This window comes from Sphingopyxis sp. L1A2A, from assembly GCF_005502465.1.
Classification (GTDB): domain Bacteria; phylum Pseudomonadota; class Alphaproteobacteria; order Sphingomonadales; family Sphingomonadaceae; genus Sphingopyxis.
In genome coordinates, this window is the sequence record NZ_SCOT01000039.1 from 15,092 (window position 1) to 30,493 (window position 15,402).

Consider the following 15,402-nt stretch of genomic DNA (forward strand, 5'->3'; position numbering starts at 1 on the left):
GCATCGAACAACTTGTTGCCGTTTCGACGGTACGATGGTGAAGGCGCGACCCAATCAAATCTCTGGGTGTCCGACCATGATCGTGCAGCGCACCCGCTTCTTTGCGCCGCGCGCAGCCTTTTCGCATCCTGCAATTTTGCCCTTATTGTCGTGCCGCATAACCGCTGCCGCAGAAATCGCCCGATACGCCGCCGGGCTGCCCGCCTGCATAAGCCGCATACCGCCCTCCCAAAGGCTGGGCGCGCCGACGATATGGGCAGCCATTCGCTCGGGTAGCTGCCAACGATCCGGCACCGCCCGTGCAACGGCGCCAGGGAGGATCGACCACAGCAAGCACCCGGCGAGCACGCCGCCGCCTGCGGCCCAGATAAGATGACGACGCTGCTGATGCGCCGCGCGCAATGTCGAGGTCGTGCCGCGCAGTTCACAAACGGCGTTGTTGAGCTGCACCTGCGCCCGCCGCATTTCGCCTTCGGCAGACTCACGCGCCTGCCGGACGGCGCGGTCGATCCGCTGCGCCATAGTTTCGGGCGTCAACTCCATTGCAGGCTTGGCCGCGATGAACGTCAGGGTCCGTTCTACGGCACCAAGGTGCTTCGAGAGTTCGCCAAGGGTGGTGCTGTAGTCCGGGATCCGGATGTCCGCCTTTTCGGCGGCGAGCTTCTCGGTCGCCCGGCGCATCAGCGCCACTTCCCCTTCGAGCCGTGCAAAGGCCGCGGCGGCGGGGTCGTCGATTTCCGGTTCGTCGTCTTGCATTGTCTTTCTCCTACATTCCGATCCCGATGCCACGCGAGATTCCGCGGCCGATCCCGGCGATCTCCGCCAGATCCTGGCCGATCGATCGCGCCGACCGCATGTCGATGCCGAGCGACGCCTTGCGACCGCGCAGGATCGATTCGACCTGCGCATCGCGTTCGAGGCTTTTCGCCATGTCGCGCATGTTGGCGGACGAAACCGAGAGGTTGGCGATGTCGATATGCTCGAGTTCCATGATGACTTTCTCCTTTGCTCTTTAAAAACCACCGCAGCCCCGGCTGAGCGGGGTGGGCGGCGAGAGCGACCGGAGAGGCCCGCCAGCAAGGCAGGGCGTACCGCTGGCCGAAATGCAATGAAGGAACCCGCAGGGGTTGCGCTCTGCCGGGCGGGCCTCAGAGGAGAGCGACGACCACCCCGCACGGCCGGAGGCCATCGCCAGCGCGCGTCAGCGCGATGACCTTCGGGACGGAGCCAGGCTCCGGCCCCGCGTCAGTGATCGTCGCGGCGAAGCCGACGAGACGCGTACAGCGGCGGCTCGGTGGAGCGCAGCGGAATAGAGCGCGGCCGCCGCAGGAAAGACGCCAACACTTTCGCGGTTACTATGGAACTGGGCTGCGATTTCGAGGTCACCACTACGTGGTTTCCTATTCAGAAGGCGCTGCCTCAGTGCCCCTGACCAACTGCGCGCAGTCGAAGGAAGCAGCGCCGCAACCAATGGCTGGCGACGAGAGCAATCGACACGACCGCAAGGATGACGGCGATTGCTGCGATCGCTTGTTCCACTATTCGCATGAAGCCATCACCAACGCCGAAGGCGCGATTTATAAGCCATACGACCGCTGCCCCCATGCCAACAACCGCAAGGCCGGTACGGAAGGGGTGATAGTATCGATATGGCGCGAGCAGAATGAGCGCCGGAATAGCGACAAGTACGATAACAAGCTGAACAATTTCGATTCCGAGATTGAACCCAAGCAAGGCTAGCGGCGCCACTGCGATACCGAGATGCAGATCAGCAACCAAGGTTGCAAACGCCAGACCATGGATCAGTCCGAACCCGCCCGCGACCACTGGCTCATAGCCGAGAAACAACGGCCGGACCGCGTGAGCGGTGGATATGAGCACCGACATTGCAATTGCGATTTCAACCGGTTGTACCGGCAAACGCCAGCCGCCCAGAGTGGCGCCGATCAAGCTCAAACTGTGCCCGATCGTAAAAGCGGTGACTACGCCGACAATCGACCGAACCGTATGGCGCCAGTCGCGAACGGTTGCCCAGCGGCCAGCGCTTGCTGCCAGCGGCGCTGGCAACAAGAGCGCGAGCAGGAACATCAAATGGTCATATCCGCCGATGATGTGGTCGATACCGAGCTTGACCGTATTGCGAAACTCGCGCCATTTGCTTGCGTCACCGACGTCGATTGCGATGCGTGCGGCGCCTGATCGCACGGCGCCGGCGATTTGTGGTTCCGCGCCCGATACGCCGGCTATATCGCGCCGGATGACAAACAGGGCGAAGTGGCTCGGAAGCTCGTCGACGACGGCGTGCCACTCGGCAACAAAATTGCGCGGCGATGCCCCGGGCGGAGGGGTCAGGACGGCCGCCGCGTGCAAGTCCGGCGGACCCGCGCGCTGCGCGAAATCGACAAGATCGACGCGTACCGACCAGGGCGTTCCTTGCGGCGTGAACACTTTGAAACGGTCTTCGATATAGGCTCTGGCGCGCGACAGGCTTTGCCGATCATTGCCCGCCGAATGCGAGGTCGCGACCATATATTCACTCTGGGGGATGATAATATCGGCGCGGACGTCTTCGGCGCCAATCGTCAGGCCGATTTCCGAATTCGGCGTCAGATGCGCCGCCGCGGGCGACACCAAAGCCAATAGCGACGCGAAATAGATGACCCAGGAGAGCGCGATGCGGGTGAAGACGGTCATCCGTGCGAAAACCAGATCAGCGGCGTGCGGGGATGGAATATCTGCGGATTGATGCGCACGGCCGCCGCGCGGGCAACCTCGGCTGCCTCCGGTCGGCCAGCGAGCGCAGCGGCTTCGGCCTTGAGGGCATATAGCGGTGCGCTGCGCCAACCCGACGCTTCGGCGCGAGCGATTTCGTCCAGCGCATCTTGGGGGCGATTGTTCATCAGAAGCGCGCTGGCGAGGAGCAGGCGCGCCTCGCCATAAGGCCGCTGCGCGACGTTACGCAGGGCGAGATCGAGAGCCGTTGCTGAGTCTCCGAACGCGAGTTCGTGTTCGACAGCATGGCCATAAGCCGCCTCGGGCAGCAAGCGTAGCCGCTCTTTCCAGAGGACCGCAGCCCGCCCGGACCAGCGCCGACTGTTCAGGCCATCCCCGCGCTGGCGAAAGAGCATCGCTGTCGCATCCATCGCCTCGGCACTGTTGCTGCTCGCCGCGATCGCCGCCATCTGTTCGGCAGCGGTCGCATCGCCGCGAAGTGCGCGCGCCTGCACCCGATGGGCGGCAATCAGCCAATAGCCCGGGAAAAGCTGGTTGGCGCGCGTGAACCACAGCTCTGCGCTGTGCCATTCGCCCCGCGAAAGCGCATGCGCGCCAAGCCGCAGCGCGGCCTGGGCCAGCATTTGCGGCGTATGTTGACGGCTTCCGGACACCGATCGCCAAATGGCGGCGTCGGCATCGGCAAAGCGCGCCTGCGCCGCCGCAAGGACGGCCAGACGAAAATCAATGGCGGAACCTCCCCCGAGGCCTTTGCCGCGCGCATATTGGCGCCGCGCGGCTGACATGTCGCCCCGGTAGAATGCTATGTCTCCGGACAGCCCCGCCATCCCAGCCATCTGGCCGCGATCGGGCGGAACCGCTGCACCTTCGATGGTTTTCAGCGCGCGTTCTGCGACAGCCAGCCGATGCGTGGACAGCGCCAGCGTTGCATTGGCGACCACTGGTCCGGATGCCTTGGGAGCCATCGCCATGCCGACGTCGAGCAGGCGCCGGGCTTCAGCCCAGTCGCTATAGTCGCCGGTCAGACGGGCGCGCACCATCAGACCGTTCGCAAGCACTTCAAAACTCGTCCAGTCACGTGGCGCGCGGCGTAGTTTCTCTCGGCCCAGCTCAATATGGCGATCGGCATCCGCCAACGCCGCCTCAAAATTGGCAGGTCCGAACGCGGGGGTCGGGAGGTCGAGGGAGGCGGCCTCCGGCGGTGGCGCCGCCCGCCATCGGTCGCCCGCAAATCCCGCCGCGACAATCGCCAACACGACCAGGACCGGAAGCAGGTTCCACGTCCCCAACACCCGGCGGAGACGTAGCCCGGTCATTCGTTTCCGAACGACCGGGACACTATTTCGCCACGACTGCGAGGCCCAAGGCCACATGTCCTTGGCCGGTTGCGGCATCAGCGCGGCCTGGCGCAGGGTGTCAGGCCAAGCCCCGTCAAGTCATCCGCCAACGCATTGGTCAAGCCAGTGAGCTGGGACGTGAGCTCGGGAACAAAATCGCCGTTGGCGTCATTCACCGGGTCGGCGGCATTATAAGCCGTCTTGGCTGACGTTCCGATGAGTGCGGTCGCGACAGCAGGCATACCCATGCGGTCGACCCGAACATAGCTCGATGGGCCGTCGCTCCGGAAATTGAAGCTCGATCCACCCGTCGCTGCCAGCGGCGGTGAGCCTTGTGGCGGCGCCAGATAGGGAAAAGAAGTGCGAAAAGGCCGATCATTGGCCGACGGATTCACCGGCAAGCCGGCGAACAGCGCTGGGCTATGCCGTGTCAGGTCCAGGAAAATGACGGCAAGCGTGACGTCAATGACCGGATCGGGCAATCGCCGACCATTCGGAAATCCCGAAGCCGCCGACAATGTTAGCGTCAACGTGTCGGGCACAACCGCCTGCGCGACCGTGAATCCCGTCCCTGGAATTGTTTGATTGAGGCAGGATGTTACGTCGAAGCTCGTGGGTGTCGGGGTTGGCGCAGGTGTGGGCGTGGGCGCAGGACTCGGTGTCGGCGTGACGGTTATGGGAGGCGGAGCGCCATTGTCACCCCTATCGGTGCAGGCCGTGAGACCGATGGCGGCGAGCACAGCCAGACTGGCTAAGCCCCCTTTTTTAGATAGAGAGCGAGTTTTTGCAGCCGCAGCTGCCGTTTGATTTTTCCGGTGCATCACAGCTGTCCTCCAAAGCGGGCGGTGGTTGCCCAGATGTCGATCAGATTGCTGCCATTGGCGATCCTGTCGCGCGGTATCTCCATAACGATCGCGGTAAGATTCTGGCCGGCGAAAAAATCGCGATCCTTGTTGAAGCTGAGCGTTCCCGTCGCGCGCGTGTCGCGGAAGCCCTGCAAGTCGAAGAAGAAGGGGTCGTCGAACAAGCCTGCTCGCACTCGGACACCATCTTTGGCCAGATCGGTTTCGACGGAACCCGTCAAATCGCCTGTCACCCCGGGCAATCCACTGACCTGGACACCGACTTGATCGCCCGAACCAGGGCCAAAGCGCACGCGGATGGGAATGTCGGCCGTGGTGCGGGGCATAGCGTTGGAAATATTGACCGTGTAAAGCACATCCCGATCATAAGTGGCCGGCCGCGACGTGGCCTGGGGACCGGCGAACGTCAGCGCGATGATCACCGACGAATCGGTATGCCATGCGTAGAGGTCGGCGATATCCGCGGGCCGGTCGGGCGTCATATCGACGGCTGGATCGGTCAGTGCCGGTGGATCGAGATGATCGGCCGCCGTCAGGAACTGGCCGGGTAAAATCAGGGCTATGGCGCCGGCGGACGCGAGAACGCCTGCCCCCACCAGCAGTTGGTATTTCTTCCTCACCTTCATGCTCCTTGCTGTAGTTTGCGACGACTATGTTTTCAGCAGCAGGGAATGGGTCCAGTTGAGATATCCGACCGCGACCGTCCCTTCTTCCTGAACAGAAGAAAGCGTGTTTTGTTCTATTTCGGCCCAGCTACGGTGCTGCGGTTGGCGCGGATGCAGGGGTCGCAGAAAAAATTACAGAAAGCCGCATTGGCGCAACTGACGTCGTCGGTGTTCGCAATTTGCAGATGGCCAAACGCCGCGACTGGTCGTGGCGCCAACCCATCGCGGCCTGCGCGGGCGCGTCGAAAAGGGCTTCTCGGCTGGGGCGGTGGGCTATGGCTATCGTATGATCCGCCGCCTCACGAGCGAAGGCGAACTGGCGCGCGGCGAGCGCGAGATCGATCCCGCCGAGGCGCTGATCGTCGAGCGCATCTTCCGCGAGTTCGCGGCGGGCAAGAGCCCGATCGCGATTGCTCGCGACCTCAATACCGATGGCATATTGGGGCCAGCGGGCAAGGCTTGGCGCGATACCAGCATCCGCGGTGATATTCGCCGGGAGACCGGCATCCTCAACAACGAGCTTTATGTCGGGGTTCGCGTCTGGAACCACAAGCATAGCGTGAAAGACCCCAGCACCGGCAAGAGCGTCCCGCGCCTCAACCCCGAAGCCGAATGGATCAGAAACGAGGTTCCCGAGCTTCGCGTCGTCAGCGATCGCCTCTGGGCAGCGGTCAAGCGCCAGCAGGCGACGTTTGCCGAGCGCCATGCCAGGATCAAGGAAGCGGCACAGGCGCGCGCCCTGCACGGTGCTGGTCGGCCCGCCTATCTCCTCTCGGGCCTTCTTGAATGCGGCGTCTGCGGCGGTGTTTGTTCGATCGTCGTCACAGACCGCTATGGCTGCGCCGGTCATCATCGCGGTCGTGCCTGCACCAACGGTCGGAGGATCCGGCGCGAGGTATTGGAGCGAAGGGCGCTGGCAGGCATGACCGACCGGCTGGTGTCGGCGGATAAGATCGAGGCGGCAGTTGCGGCTTATTCGGCGCACATCAACCGCGAGAACCGCGAGCGGCGGATTGAGGCCGATGCCGATCGGCGCGCACTCGCGAAGATCGACAAGGCCGTTGCGGGCATCATGGCTGCGATCGAAGACGGGCTATACCAGCCCGCCATGAAGGCGCGCATGGCCGAGCTCGAGCGCGAAAAAGCCGAAGTCGCCGCGCGCCTTGCCGAGGCGCCGCGGGGTATTCCGGACATCCATCCCGGCATCGCCGAAATCGACCAACGCAAGGTGGAACGGCTGACCGAGACACTTGCTGAGCCGGAAACGCGGCTCGATGCTTCGAGCGACATTCGAGCGCTCGTTGGAAAGATCGTGCTGCATCCCGGCGCGAAGCGCGGCGAAATCCATGCTACCCTTCACGGGTCGTTGATGGGCATACTCGACTTCGCTAACGACAACCCGTCGCCCGACGCCAGCCGAGTTATAACTCGGTGGCCTCGGGTTCGCGGGAATGACGAAGTTGGTTGTCGGCAGTGTTTGCTGCATTCGTAATCGCACCGCTGCTGCGTCCATGGAGGCGTTGCCAAACCCGGCGCACGGCCCCTATAGGGAGCCTTGCCGTAACGGCTAAATGCAAAGGAAACCTCCCTTGGCCAAAGCACCCGCGCGTTCGACTGCCGCGCCCAAAAAGACCGCATCTACCCCGGCGCCCGCGACCAATCGCGAAGGACCGCGCGATCCAATTCCCTATGACGCGACCCCGGCGGAGCTGGAGAAATTCTATCGCGAGATGCTGCTGATCCGCCGCTTCGAGGAAAAGGCGGGACAGCTGTACGGCCTCGGCCTGATCGGCGGTTTCTGCCATCTGTATATTGGTCAGGAAGCCGTCGCGGTCGGCCTGCAGTCGGCGCTCGACGGCGACAAGGACAGCGTCATCACCGGTTACCGCGACCATGGCCACATGCTCGCTTACGGCATCGACCCCAAAGTCATCATGGCCGAACTAACCGGCCGCGCCGCCGGCATTTCGCGCGGCAAGGGCGGATCGATGCACATGTTCAGCGTCGAGCATAAATTCTATGGCGGCCACGGCATCGTCGGCGCGCAGGTGTCGCTCGGCACCGGGCTCGCCTTCGCACACAAGTACCGCGACGACGGCGGGGTTGCGATGTCCTATTTCGGCGACGGCGCATCGAACCAGGGGCAGGTGTACGAGAGCTTCAACATGGCCGAGCTGTGGAAGCTGCCGATCATCTTCGTGATCGAGAACAACCAATATGCAATGGGCACTTCGGTCAATCGCTCGTCGGCCGAGGATCAGCTGTATCGCCGCGGCGAAAGTTTTCGCATCCCCGGCATGCAGGTCGACGGCATGGATGTGCTCGCGGTGCGCGGCGCTGCCGAAGCGGCGCTCGAATGGGTGCGCGCGGGCAAGGGGCCGGTGCTGATGGAACTCAAAACCTATCGTTACCGCGGCCATTCGATGTCCGACCCCGCCAAATATCGCAGCCGCGAGGAAGTGCAGGCGGTGCGCGATAAATCCGACGCGCTCGAACATCTGAAAAGGGTCATGGAGGGCGCCGGGATCGGCGAGGACAAGATCAAGGATATCGACAAGGAAATCCGTGCGATCGTGGCGGAATCGGCCGACTTTGCCGAAAGCGCGCCCGAACCCGAACTTCACGACCTTTATACCGACGTGCTGGTGGAGCAATATTGAGATGGCCATCGAATTGAAGATGCCGGCGCTGTCGCCGACGATGGAAGAAGGCACGCTCGCCAAATGGCTCGTCAAGGAAGGCGACACGGTCAAGTCGGGCGACATTCTGGCCGAGATCGAGACCGACAAGGCGACGATGGAATTTGAAGCGATCGACGAAGGCATAGTCGGCCAGATCCTGGTCGCCGAGGGCACCGACAATGTGAAGGTCGGCACCGTGATTGCGACGATCACGGGTGAGGGGGAAGAAGCGGCTGCTCCGGCGCCGGCTGCCGCGCCCGCCAAAGACGTCGCCCCAGCGCAAGCTGGGGCCGTTAGCGCCAATGCTCCCACGCCTGCGGTCCCAGCTTCCGCTGGGACGACGGAGAAGGCGGCACCCACCGAACGCGCCTCCGACCCCGCAATCCCCGCCGGCACCGCGATGGTCCGCCTAACCGTCCGCGAAGCACTGCGCGACGCGATGGCCGAGGAAATGCGCGCCGACGACCGGGTGTTCGTGATGGGCGAAGAAGTCGCCGAATATCAGGGCGCGTACAAGGTCACCCAGGGCTTGCTCGACGAATTTGGCGCGCGCCGCGTCATCGACACCCCGATCACCGAATATGGCTTTGCCGGACTCGGTGCGGGTGCCGCGATGGGCGGACTCAAGCCGATCATCGAATTCATGACCTTCAACTTCGCGATGCAGGCGATCGACCACATCATCAACTCGGCGGCCAAGACCAACTATATGTCGGGCGGCCAGATGCGCTGCCCGATCGTGTTCCGCGGCCCCAACGGCGCCGCATCGCGCGTCGGCGCCCAGCATAGCCAGAATTTCGCCCCCTGGTACGCCAGCGTCCCCGGCCTGATCGTCATCGCGCCTTATGATGCCGCCGACGCCAAGGGACTGATGAAAGCGGCGATCCGCAGCGAAGACCCCGTCGTCTTCCTTGAAAACGAATTGCTCTATGGCCGCGGGTTCGATGTGCCCGACCTGCCCGACCATGTCCTGCCGATCGGCAAGGCACGCATCATGCGCGCGGGCAGCGATGTCACGATCGTCAGCTATTCGATCGGCGTCGGGCTCGCGCTCGAAGCCGCCGACCAGCTGGCCGCGGAAGGCATCGACGCCGAGGTCATCGACCTGCGCACGCTGCGCCCGCTCGACACCGCGACGGTGCTCGCCAGCCTCAAGAAAACCAATCATCTGGTGATCGTCGAGGAAGGCTGGCCGGTCTGTTCGATCGCCAGCGAATTGGCGATGGTCGCGATGGAGCAGGGCTTCGACGACCTCGACGCGCCGGTGCTGCGCGTGTGCAACGAGGACGTGCCGCTGCCCTATGCCGCCAACCTGGAGAAAGCGGCGCTGATTGACGCGCCGCGTGTGGTTGCGGCGGTGAAGGCGGTTCGTAATCGCGGCTGACCTCCGTCGTCATTGCGAGGAGCGAAGCAATCCAGAGTGGCGTAACCCGCCCTGGATTGCTTCGCTTCGCTCGCAATGACGATGGTGTAGTGATACCGCGCGGCGCATGAGTGCCAACCTCGAAGCTAGGCTTTACCCCGACGCGCGCGATCCGCGCATCATGGTCGCGGTGCCGCGCGAACGGCGCGCGGCGATCGCGGCGCTGTGGGCATTCGCCGAGCGGTTGACCAAGCTGCTGCTCGACGCCCGCGAACCGCTGATCGGGCAGATCAAGCTCGCCTGGTGGCGCGACATGGCGGCGCTGCTGGCGGATGAGCCCGATGCATTACCAAAGGGCGAACCCCTGCTCGCCGAACTCGCGGCAAGCTGGGCCGGGCAAAGCGGACTCGATACGCTGGCCGATGCGGCCGAGGCGATGCTGCTCGCCGAGGACGCGGCGGCGCGGCACGCCGCGGCGATGGCGTTTGGCGGCGCGCTGTTCGCGCTGGCGGGCGGACCGCCAGGCGGCGGCGCGCGCTGGGGGCTGTTGTGGGGCGCCGCGCTGCAGGACAGCGCGGCCGATGCGCAGCAATTTTTCGCCGCGGCGCGTAACCTGCCGCCGCCAGCGCGCGTATCGTTCAAAGGCAACAAGGCGCTGCTGATGCTCGACTGTTGGGCTGGCGCCATTGCCCGACACGATGGGGAACGGCGCTGGCGCAGCGAGGGATTGTTGCTGCTTCGTCTCGGCCTTTTGGGCCGCTGACGATAAAAATGCGCCGGGGGTGGAAATGCGCCGCCCGAACATCTATCTTGTCCGGTACAAAATAGGGTCGCAGGGGACATTCGATGTTCAACGGGCTGATTGCCTATCTCGATTCGATCAAGGCGCGCGATCCCGCGCCGCGGTCGCGTTGGGAAATTCTTCTCTACCCGGGGCTTGTCGCGGTGGGCATGCACCGCATCGCGCATTGGCTGTTCGAGGCGCGGCTGTTTTTCCTCGCGCGCTTCGTCAATCATCTGTCGCGCTGGATGACCGCGATCGACATTCATCCCGGCGCCAAGATCGGCCGTCACCTGTTTCTGGAACATGGTTTTGCGGTCATCGGCGAAACCGCCGAGATCGGCGACAATGTCACCATCTATCAATGCGTGACGCTGGGCGGGACCGATCCGACCAACGGCATCGCTGGCAAGCGCCACCCCACGCTCGGCGACGACGTCATCGTCGGATCGGGCGCCCAGATATTGGGTCCGATCACGGTCCATGCGCGGGCGCGCATCGGCGCCAATGCAGTGGTGACCAAGGACGTGCCCGAAGGTGCGGTGATGGTCGGCATCCCGGCGCGCTCGACGCTGGTCGACGCCAGCGAATATGCGCGCGAATTTGTGCCTTACGGGACGTGCAACGAGACGTTCGACCCCGCGACGCAAAAGGTCGAACTGCTGCAATGCCAGCTCGAGCAGATGCAGAAACAGCTCGCCGCCTTGATCGCCGAGCGCGACGCGAATGCCGAAGATGAGGCGCCGCGGCGCAAGGGGAGCCGGAAAAGCGCCTGATGGGGACAGTGACACCTCTGCCGTTCGCGACAAAGACGGTGTCGCAGCAGACCGGTTTTGAACGCCCCGAGTTGATGCGCATCCTTGATCTCTACGGCCGCATGGTCGCAGCGGGGCATTGGCGTGACTATGCGATGGATTTCCACCGCGATGCCGCGATCTTCTCGGCCTTTCGCCGTGCCGCCGAGCGCCCCGAATATCGCATCGAAAAACGCCCCGCCTTGCGAAGCCGCCAAGGCATGTGGGCCTTGGTCTCCGAAGCCGGGGCGGTTTTGAAGCGCGGGGACGAGCTGTCGAACATACTCGCCCCCGTCGAACGCAAACTTATGAAGCTGGTTGGAGACTGACGGTGCGCGTCGTCGCCGGCAGCTGGTTCGCCAGATTGTCGGGCAGCAAACCGACCACCACCGCGCGAGCATTCTGCCAAAAGGCCGACAGCAGCAGCAGCGCCGAACCGATCACGAACGCGGTCAGCGCCACATTAAGCTCGACCGCGCCGAATTCGCGGAACAGCTGGGTCAGCGCGAACAGCACATAGGCGAGGGCGGACACCAGCAAGGCGCGGCGATCGATCGCCAGCGCGATCAGGCCGAACAGCACATAGATGGCGACCACCATCACCGCGGCGCCGCTGCCGATATTGTTGCCCTCGGTGACCCCGAGCAGATGGAAGATCGGGTGCGCGATCATCGGCGCGGACAGCAGGTGGAGCCAGAAGGCGACGTCGCTGCGCCGCGTCTGGCGCACCCGGTCGCTGCGGTCCCACCACATGGCGAGCGCAAACACGCCGACGCCCGCGGTCAGCACCAGCGACATCACCAGCGCGTCGGGACGCTCGGGCATGCCGGTGATCGACAGCACCAGCGCGACCGCCGTCGCGGCGAGCGCGGCGGTGCCCGCAGCCACGGTGATCGGCACCATGAAGCGCCGCCAGTGCGCCCATGTCGCCGCCGCGGTGATCAGCGCCATCGATCCGATCAGGATCGCACCGACGGTCTCGCCGGGATCATTGCCGAAAATCGCCTCGCCATGTTCGACAAGAAACCCGACCATCGTTGCAAAAATACCGCCCGAAAAGGCGAGGACCAGGACGATGCTGGGCAGCGCCATACGGCGTTTGCGGGTAAAATATTCGGCCAGGAACCACGCCGACAGGGCGACGAAGGCGCCGCCGAGCGCGGTGTGGATCGACTGGCCGATCCACGCGACCGCGACGAGCAGGATGACCGCCGCGATACTGACGAAAATATCGTTGAACCCGGTGATCAGGCGGAAGGATTCCTCATCCGCACCGGGGGTGGAACGGACCGACGCGATGTGCGACCGGAACGCCGTGGCGGCCTCCGGTGTCAAAACCTTCGCATCGACCGCAGCTTGCAGGTCGCTTTCACTATACATCGGGGTCGTCCTTGTTAGACCGATCCCCTTGCCCCGCCATTGCTATGCCATGGGCGTGTTGCTGTGTCAATACAGTGTGGCGGTTGCTTTATCCTCCCTGTCGCGAAGCGATGGGGAGGGGGACCGCGCCTGAAAGGCGCGGTGGAGGGGCGGCGACGTTTGCGCTATGGCCCCTCCGCCAGCGGCTCTGCCGCTGCCACCTCGCCATGGCTTCGCCACAGGGAGGATCGAACCTCACCCCAGCGCCATCAACGCCTTCATCACATTCATTGACTGTTCGCTGCCCGACTGCGGCACGATCTCGCCGCTCCGGTCGATGATCTTTTCCCACGCCGCGGCGACGCCTTCGGGGGTGCGGTCACCCTCAGCCAGCGCAACGCCGGGGGTCATGGTGACATAGGCGGCGTGATAGGCACCCGCGCCCGCGCCGATGATCATGTTGGTCGGCGCATCCTCGCTGACCAGATAGAGCGCGGCAGGGACGACATTCTCGGGCGTGAATTTCTCGAACAATTCGGCGGGGAAGATGTCCTCGGTCATCCGCGTCCCCGCGACCGGCGCGATGGTGTTGCAGCGAATGTTGTATTTCGCGCCTTCCAGGTGCAGCGTCTTGGTCAACCCGGCGAGGCCCAGCTTTGCCGCGCCATAATTGGCCTGGCCAAAATTGCCGTAAAGGCCCGTCGACGATGCGGTCATCAGGATGCGCCCATAGGCCTGCTCGCGCATCAGATCCCAGCACGCCTTGGTGACATTGGCGCTGCCGCTGACATGCACCTTCAGCACCAGGTCGAAATCGGCGGGCTCCATCTTGGCAAAGCTTTTGTCGCGCAAAATGCCGGCGTTGTTGATCAGGACGTGGACGCCCCCCCAGGCTTCCTTCGCCTTGGCGACCATTTCGACCATCTGGTCATATTCGGTGACGCTGCCGCCGTTCGACATCGCGGTGCCGCCAAACGCCTTGATTTCCTCGACCACCTGCAGCGCCGCGTCCGAATGGCCGGTGCCGTCGCGCGAGCCGCCCAGATCATTGACCACGACCTTGGCCCCCCGCCGTGCGAGTTCGAGCGCATAGGCGCGGCCGAGGCCGCCGCCGGCGCCGGTAACGATAGCAACGCGCCCGTCAAATTTGATCGTCATGATGGTCTCCCGGATGGGGCCGCCTCAAGAAAGGTTGCCCGAAAAAACTGAGACGTCCTTAGCCGTTCACGCTTGGCAGGCAAGGGGGTGGCGCGCGACCGGAAAAAATGTCGACTGCAACAGAAATGTCATCTTGATGACGCGTAACTGTCATTTACTCGTCATAACAGCGCCACCAGATTGTCACCTTTCGCAACGGAGCAAACCCCTCATGCGTCACGCCCTGACCGCCGCCCTGCTGGCGACGTCGATGTTTTGCCTGCCCTCGGCCGCCCATGCGCAGGCGATGACGTCAGAGGAAGCCGCCGCCCTGCGCGCCGAACTGGCGGCGTTGAAGGCACAGGTGCAGACGCTCGAAACGCGGCTCGATGCCGCGACTGCACAGCCGACGCCCGCTCCGGCGCCGACGCCCGTGCCGCCGTCGGTGACCGCGAAGCCCGCGACCGAGATCAGCTGGAAGGGCGCGCCTGAAATCAAGACCGCCGACGGTTGGAGCTTCAAGCCGCGCGGGCGGGTTCAGGTCGATCTGGCCGGGGTCGATACGCCCGCGGGCGTGACCGGCATCCGCGGCGGCACCGCGACCGAATTCCGCCGCGTCTATCTGGGCGTCGACGGCAAGATCCCGGGGGGCATTTCTTACCGGGTCGAGGCCGACATCGCGAATGGCGAGGTCGAGCTGACCGACGTCTATCTGAGCTATGGCACCGGCCCGCTGACGGTCACCGCAGGGCAGGTCAAGCCGTTCAACGGGCTCGACGACATGACGAGCGACTTGTTCACCAGCTTCATGGAGCGCGCCGCGTTCGTGCAGGCGTTCGGGTTCGAGCGCCGCGTCGGACTGTCGGCGCAATATAAGGGCAAGGCGCTGCTGCTGCAGGGCGGGGTGTTCGGCGACAACGCCGCCGATCTGACCGACAGCAACCATAGCCTGAGCATCGACGGGCGCGCCGTCTTCATGCCCAAATTGGGCGATACGCAGCTACATCTGGCGGCCTCGGGGCATTGGCGCGATCCGAACGATCCCGCGACCGTCATCCGTTACCGTGCGCGACCGTTCGTTCACACGACCGACGTGCGTCTGGTCGATACCGGGCTGATCGACGTCGCGAGCGAACGCGGCCTTGGGCTGGAGGGGGCCGTGCTTGCGGGGCCGTTCCATGCAGCTGGCGAGGCCTATTGGCACAAGGTCAAGCGCACGGGCGCCGCCGACCCGACCTTCTTTGGCGGCTATGCCGAGGTCGGCATGGTGCTGACCGGCGGCGACGCGCGCGGGTATAAAGACGGCGCGTTCGACCGGCTGAAACCGACCAAGCCGATCACCGCCGGCGGCATTGGCGCGATCGAAGTCAACGCGCGCTACGACCATCTCGACCTCAGCGACGGCGCGATTGTCGGCGGACGGCAACAGGCGGCGCTGATCGGGCTGGTATGGGCACCGATCGACTATATCCGCATCACCGCCAATTACGGCAAACTGTGGATCGACGACGCCCGCATCGCGACCGCGACCGGGGACCGCGATTATACGGCGGATACGTTTGGCCTCAGGACGCAGATCGATTTTTGATCGAGGGGCGGTTTCGGGGTGGGAAGTGGACATTGCATATCCTCCCCATCGACTTGCGATGGGGAGGGGGACCGCCGCCGCAGGCGGGGGTCCCCCTCCCC

15 protein-coding genes are annotated in these 15,402 nt (G+C 64.2%); 7 read left to right on the plus strand and 8 right to left on the minus strand.

The annotated features are described in order from the left end of the window. Positions 1 to 54: 54 nt before the first annotated feature. From FFS68_RS15585 to FFS68_RS15610, 6 genes are all read right to left on the minus strand, one after another. Complete coding sequence (locus FFS68_RS15585) at positions 55 to 756, minus strand: DUF6118 family protein (RefSeq protein WP_137754116.1); 702 nt, start codon at positions 754 to 756, stop codon at positions 55 to 57. A gap of 10 nt (positions 757 to 766) precedes the next feature. Continuing rightward, on the minus strand, positions 767 to 991 hold the full coding sequence (locus FFS68_RS15590) for a hypothetical protein (protein WP_137754117.1): 225 nt from the start codon (positions 989 to 991) through the stop codon (positions 767 to 769). A 428-nt stretch (positions 992 to 1,419) separates the two neighbouring features. Further along, positions 1,420 to 2,694 (minus strand): HupE/UreJ family protein, encoded by a 1,275-nt coding sequence (locus FFS68_RS15595; RefSeq protein ID WP_137754118.1) that lies wholly within the window; start codon positions 2,692 to 2,694, stop codon positions 1,420 to 1,422. Beyond that, a complete protein-coding gene (locus FFS68_RS15600; RefSeq protein ID WP_171003915.1) occupies positions 2,691 to 4,049 on the minus strand; it encodes a hypothetical protein in 1,359 nt (452 codons plus the stop codon). The genes FFS68_RS15595 and FFS68_RS15600 overlap by 4 nt, the downstream gene beginning before the upstream one ends. 77 nt (positions 4,050 to 4,126) lie before the next feature. Further along, the gene (locus FFS68_RS18225; protein ID WP_137754120.1) at positions 4,127 to 4,891 is read right to left on the minus strand and encodes a DUF4331 family protein; all 765 of its coding nucleotides are present in this window, start codon (positions 4,889 to 4,891) and stop codon (positions 4,127 to 4,129) included. Beyond that, a complete protein-coding gene (locus tag FFS68_RS15610) occupies positions 4,891 to 5,553 on the minus strand; it encodes a DUF4331 family protein (RefSeq protein ID WP_249340194.1) in 663 nt (220 codons plus the stop codon). The genes FFS68_RS18225 and FFS68_RS15610 overlap by 1 nt, the downstream gene beginning before the upstream one ends. Before the next feature lie 331 nt (positions 5,554 to 5,884). Between FFS68_RS15610 and FFS68_RS15615 the strand changes: the two genes are divergently transcribed. From FFS68_RS15615 to FFS68_RS15645, 6 genes are all read left to right on the plus strand, one after another. Beyond that, positions 5,885 to 7,090: a recombinase family protein gene (locus FFS68_RS15615; RefSeq protein ID WP_137754122.1), complete on the plus strand. Its 1,206-nt coding sequence runs from the start codon at positions 5,885 to 5,887 to the stop codon at positions 7,088 to 7,090. A gap of 97 nt (positions 7,091 to 7,187) precedes the next feature. Next, positions 7,188 to 8,258: a pyruvate dehydrogenase (acetyl-transferring) E1 component subunit alpha gene (pdhA, locus tag FFS68_RS15620; protein ID WP_137754123.1), complete on the plus strand. Its 1,071-nt coding sequence runs from the start codon at positions 7,188 to 7,190 to the stop codon at positions 8,256 to 8,258. Position 8,259: 1 nt separating this feature from the next. Next, positions 8,260 to 9,663 carry a pyruvate dehydrogenase complex E1 component subunit beta gene (locus FFS68_RS15625; protein ID WP_137754124.1) on the plus strand — a complete coding sequence of 468 codons (1,404 nt, stop codon included), beginning with the start codon at positions 8,260 to 8,262 and terminating at the stop codon, positions 9,661 to 9,663. 106 nt (positions 9,664 to 9,769) lie between these two features. After that, entirely contained in the window at positions 9,770 to 10,405 is a 636-nt protein-coding gene (locus tag FFS68_RS15635) for a hypothetical protein (protein ID WP_137754125.1), read from the plus strand. Between the two features lie 83 nt (positions 10,406 to 10,488). Then, positions 10,489 to 11,199, plus strand: coding sequence for a serine O-acetyltransferase EpsC (epsC, locus tag FFS68_RS15640; RefSeq protein WP_137754126.1), 711 nt, complete (start codon positions 10,489 to 10,491; stop codon positions 11,197 to 11,199). Next, positions 11,199 to 11,546, plus strand: a complete 348-nt coding sequence (locus FFS68_RS15645) for a DUF2794 domain-containing protein (RefSeq protein ID WP_137754127.1) — start codon at positions 11,199 to 11,201, stop codon at positions 11,544 to 11,546. The genes epsC and FFS68_RS15645 overlap by 1 nt, the downstream gene beginning before the upstream one ends. Here the strand turns inward: FFS68_RS15645 and FFS68_RS15650 are convergent. Further along, positions 11,524 to 12,597 carry a hypothetical protein gene (locus FFS68_RS15650; protein ID WP_137754128.1) on the minus strand — a complete coding sequence of 358 codons (1,074 nt, stop codon included), beginning with the start codon at positions 12,595 to 12,597 and terminating at the stop codon, positions 11,524 to 11,526. The genes FFS68_RS15645 and FFS68_RS15650 overlap by 23 nt on opposite strands. A gap of 234 nt (positions 12,598 to 12,831) precedes the next feature. Then, the gene (locus FFS68_RS15655; RefSeq protein WP_137754129.1) at positions 12,832 to 13,734 is read right to left on the minus strand and encodes an SDR family NAD(P)-dependent oxidoreductase; all 903 of its coding nucleotides are present in this window, start codon (positions 13,732 to 13,734) and stop codon (positions 12,832 to 12,834) included. 211 nt (positions 13,735 to 13,945) lie between these two features. Here FFS68_RS15655 and FFS68_RS15660 point away from each other — a divergent pair, with 211 nt between their 5' ends. Then, positions 13,946 to 15,301, plus strand: a complete 1,356-nt coding sequence (locus tag FFS68_RS15660) for a porin (RefSeq protein ID WP_137754130.1) — start codon at positions 13,946 to 13,948, stop codon at positions 15,299 to 15,301. The last annotated feature ends 101 nt before the right edge of the window (positions 15,302 to 15,402 follow it).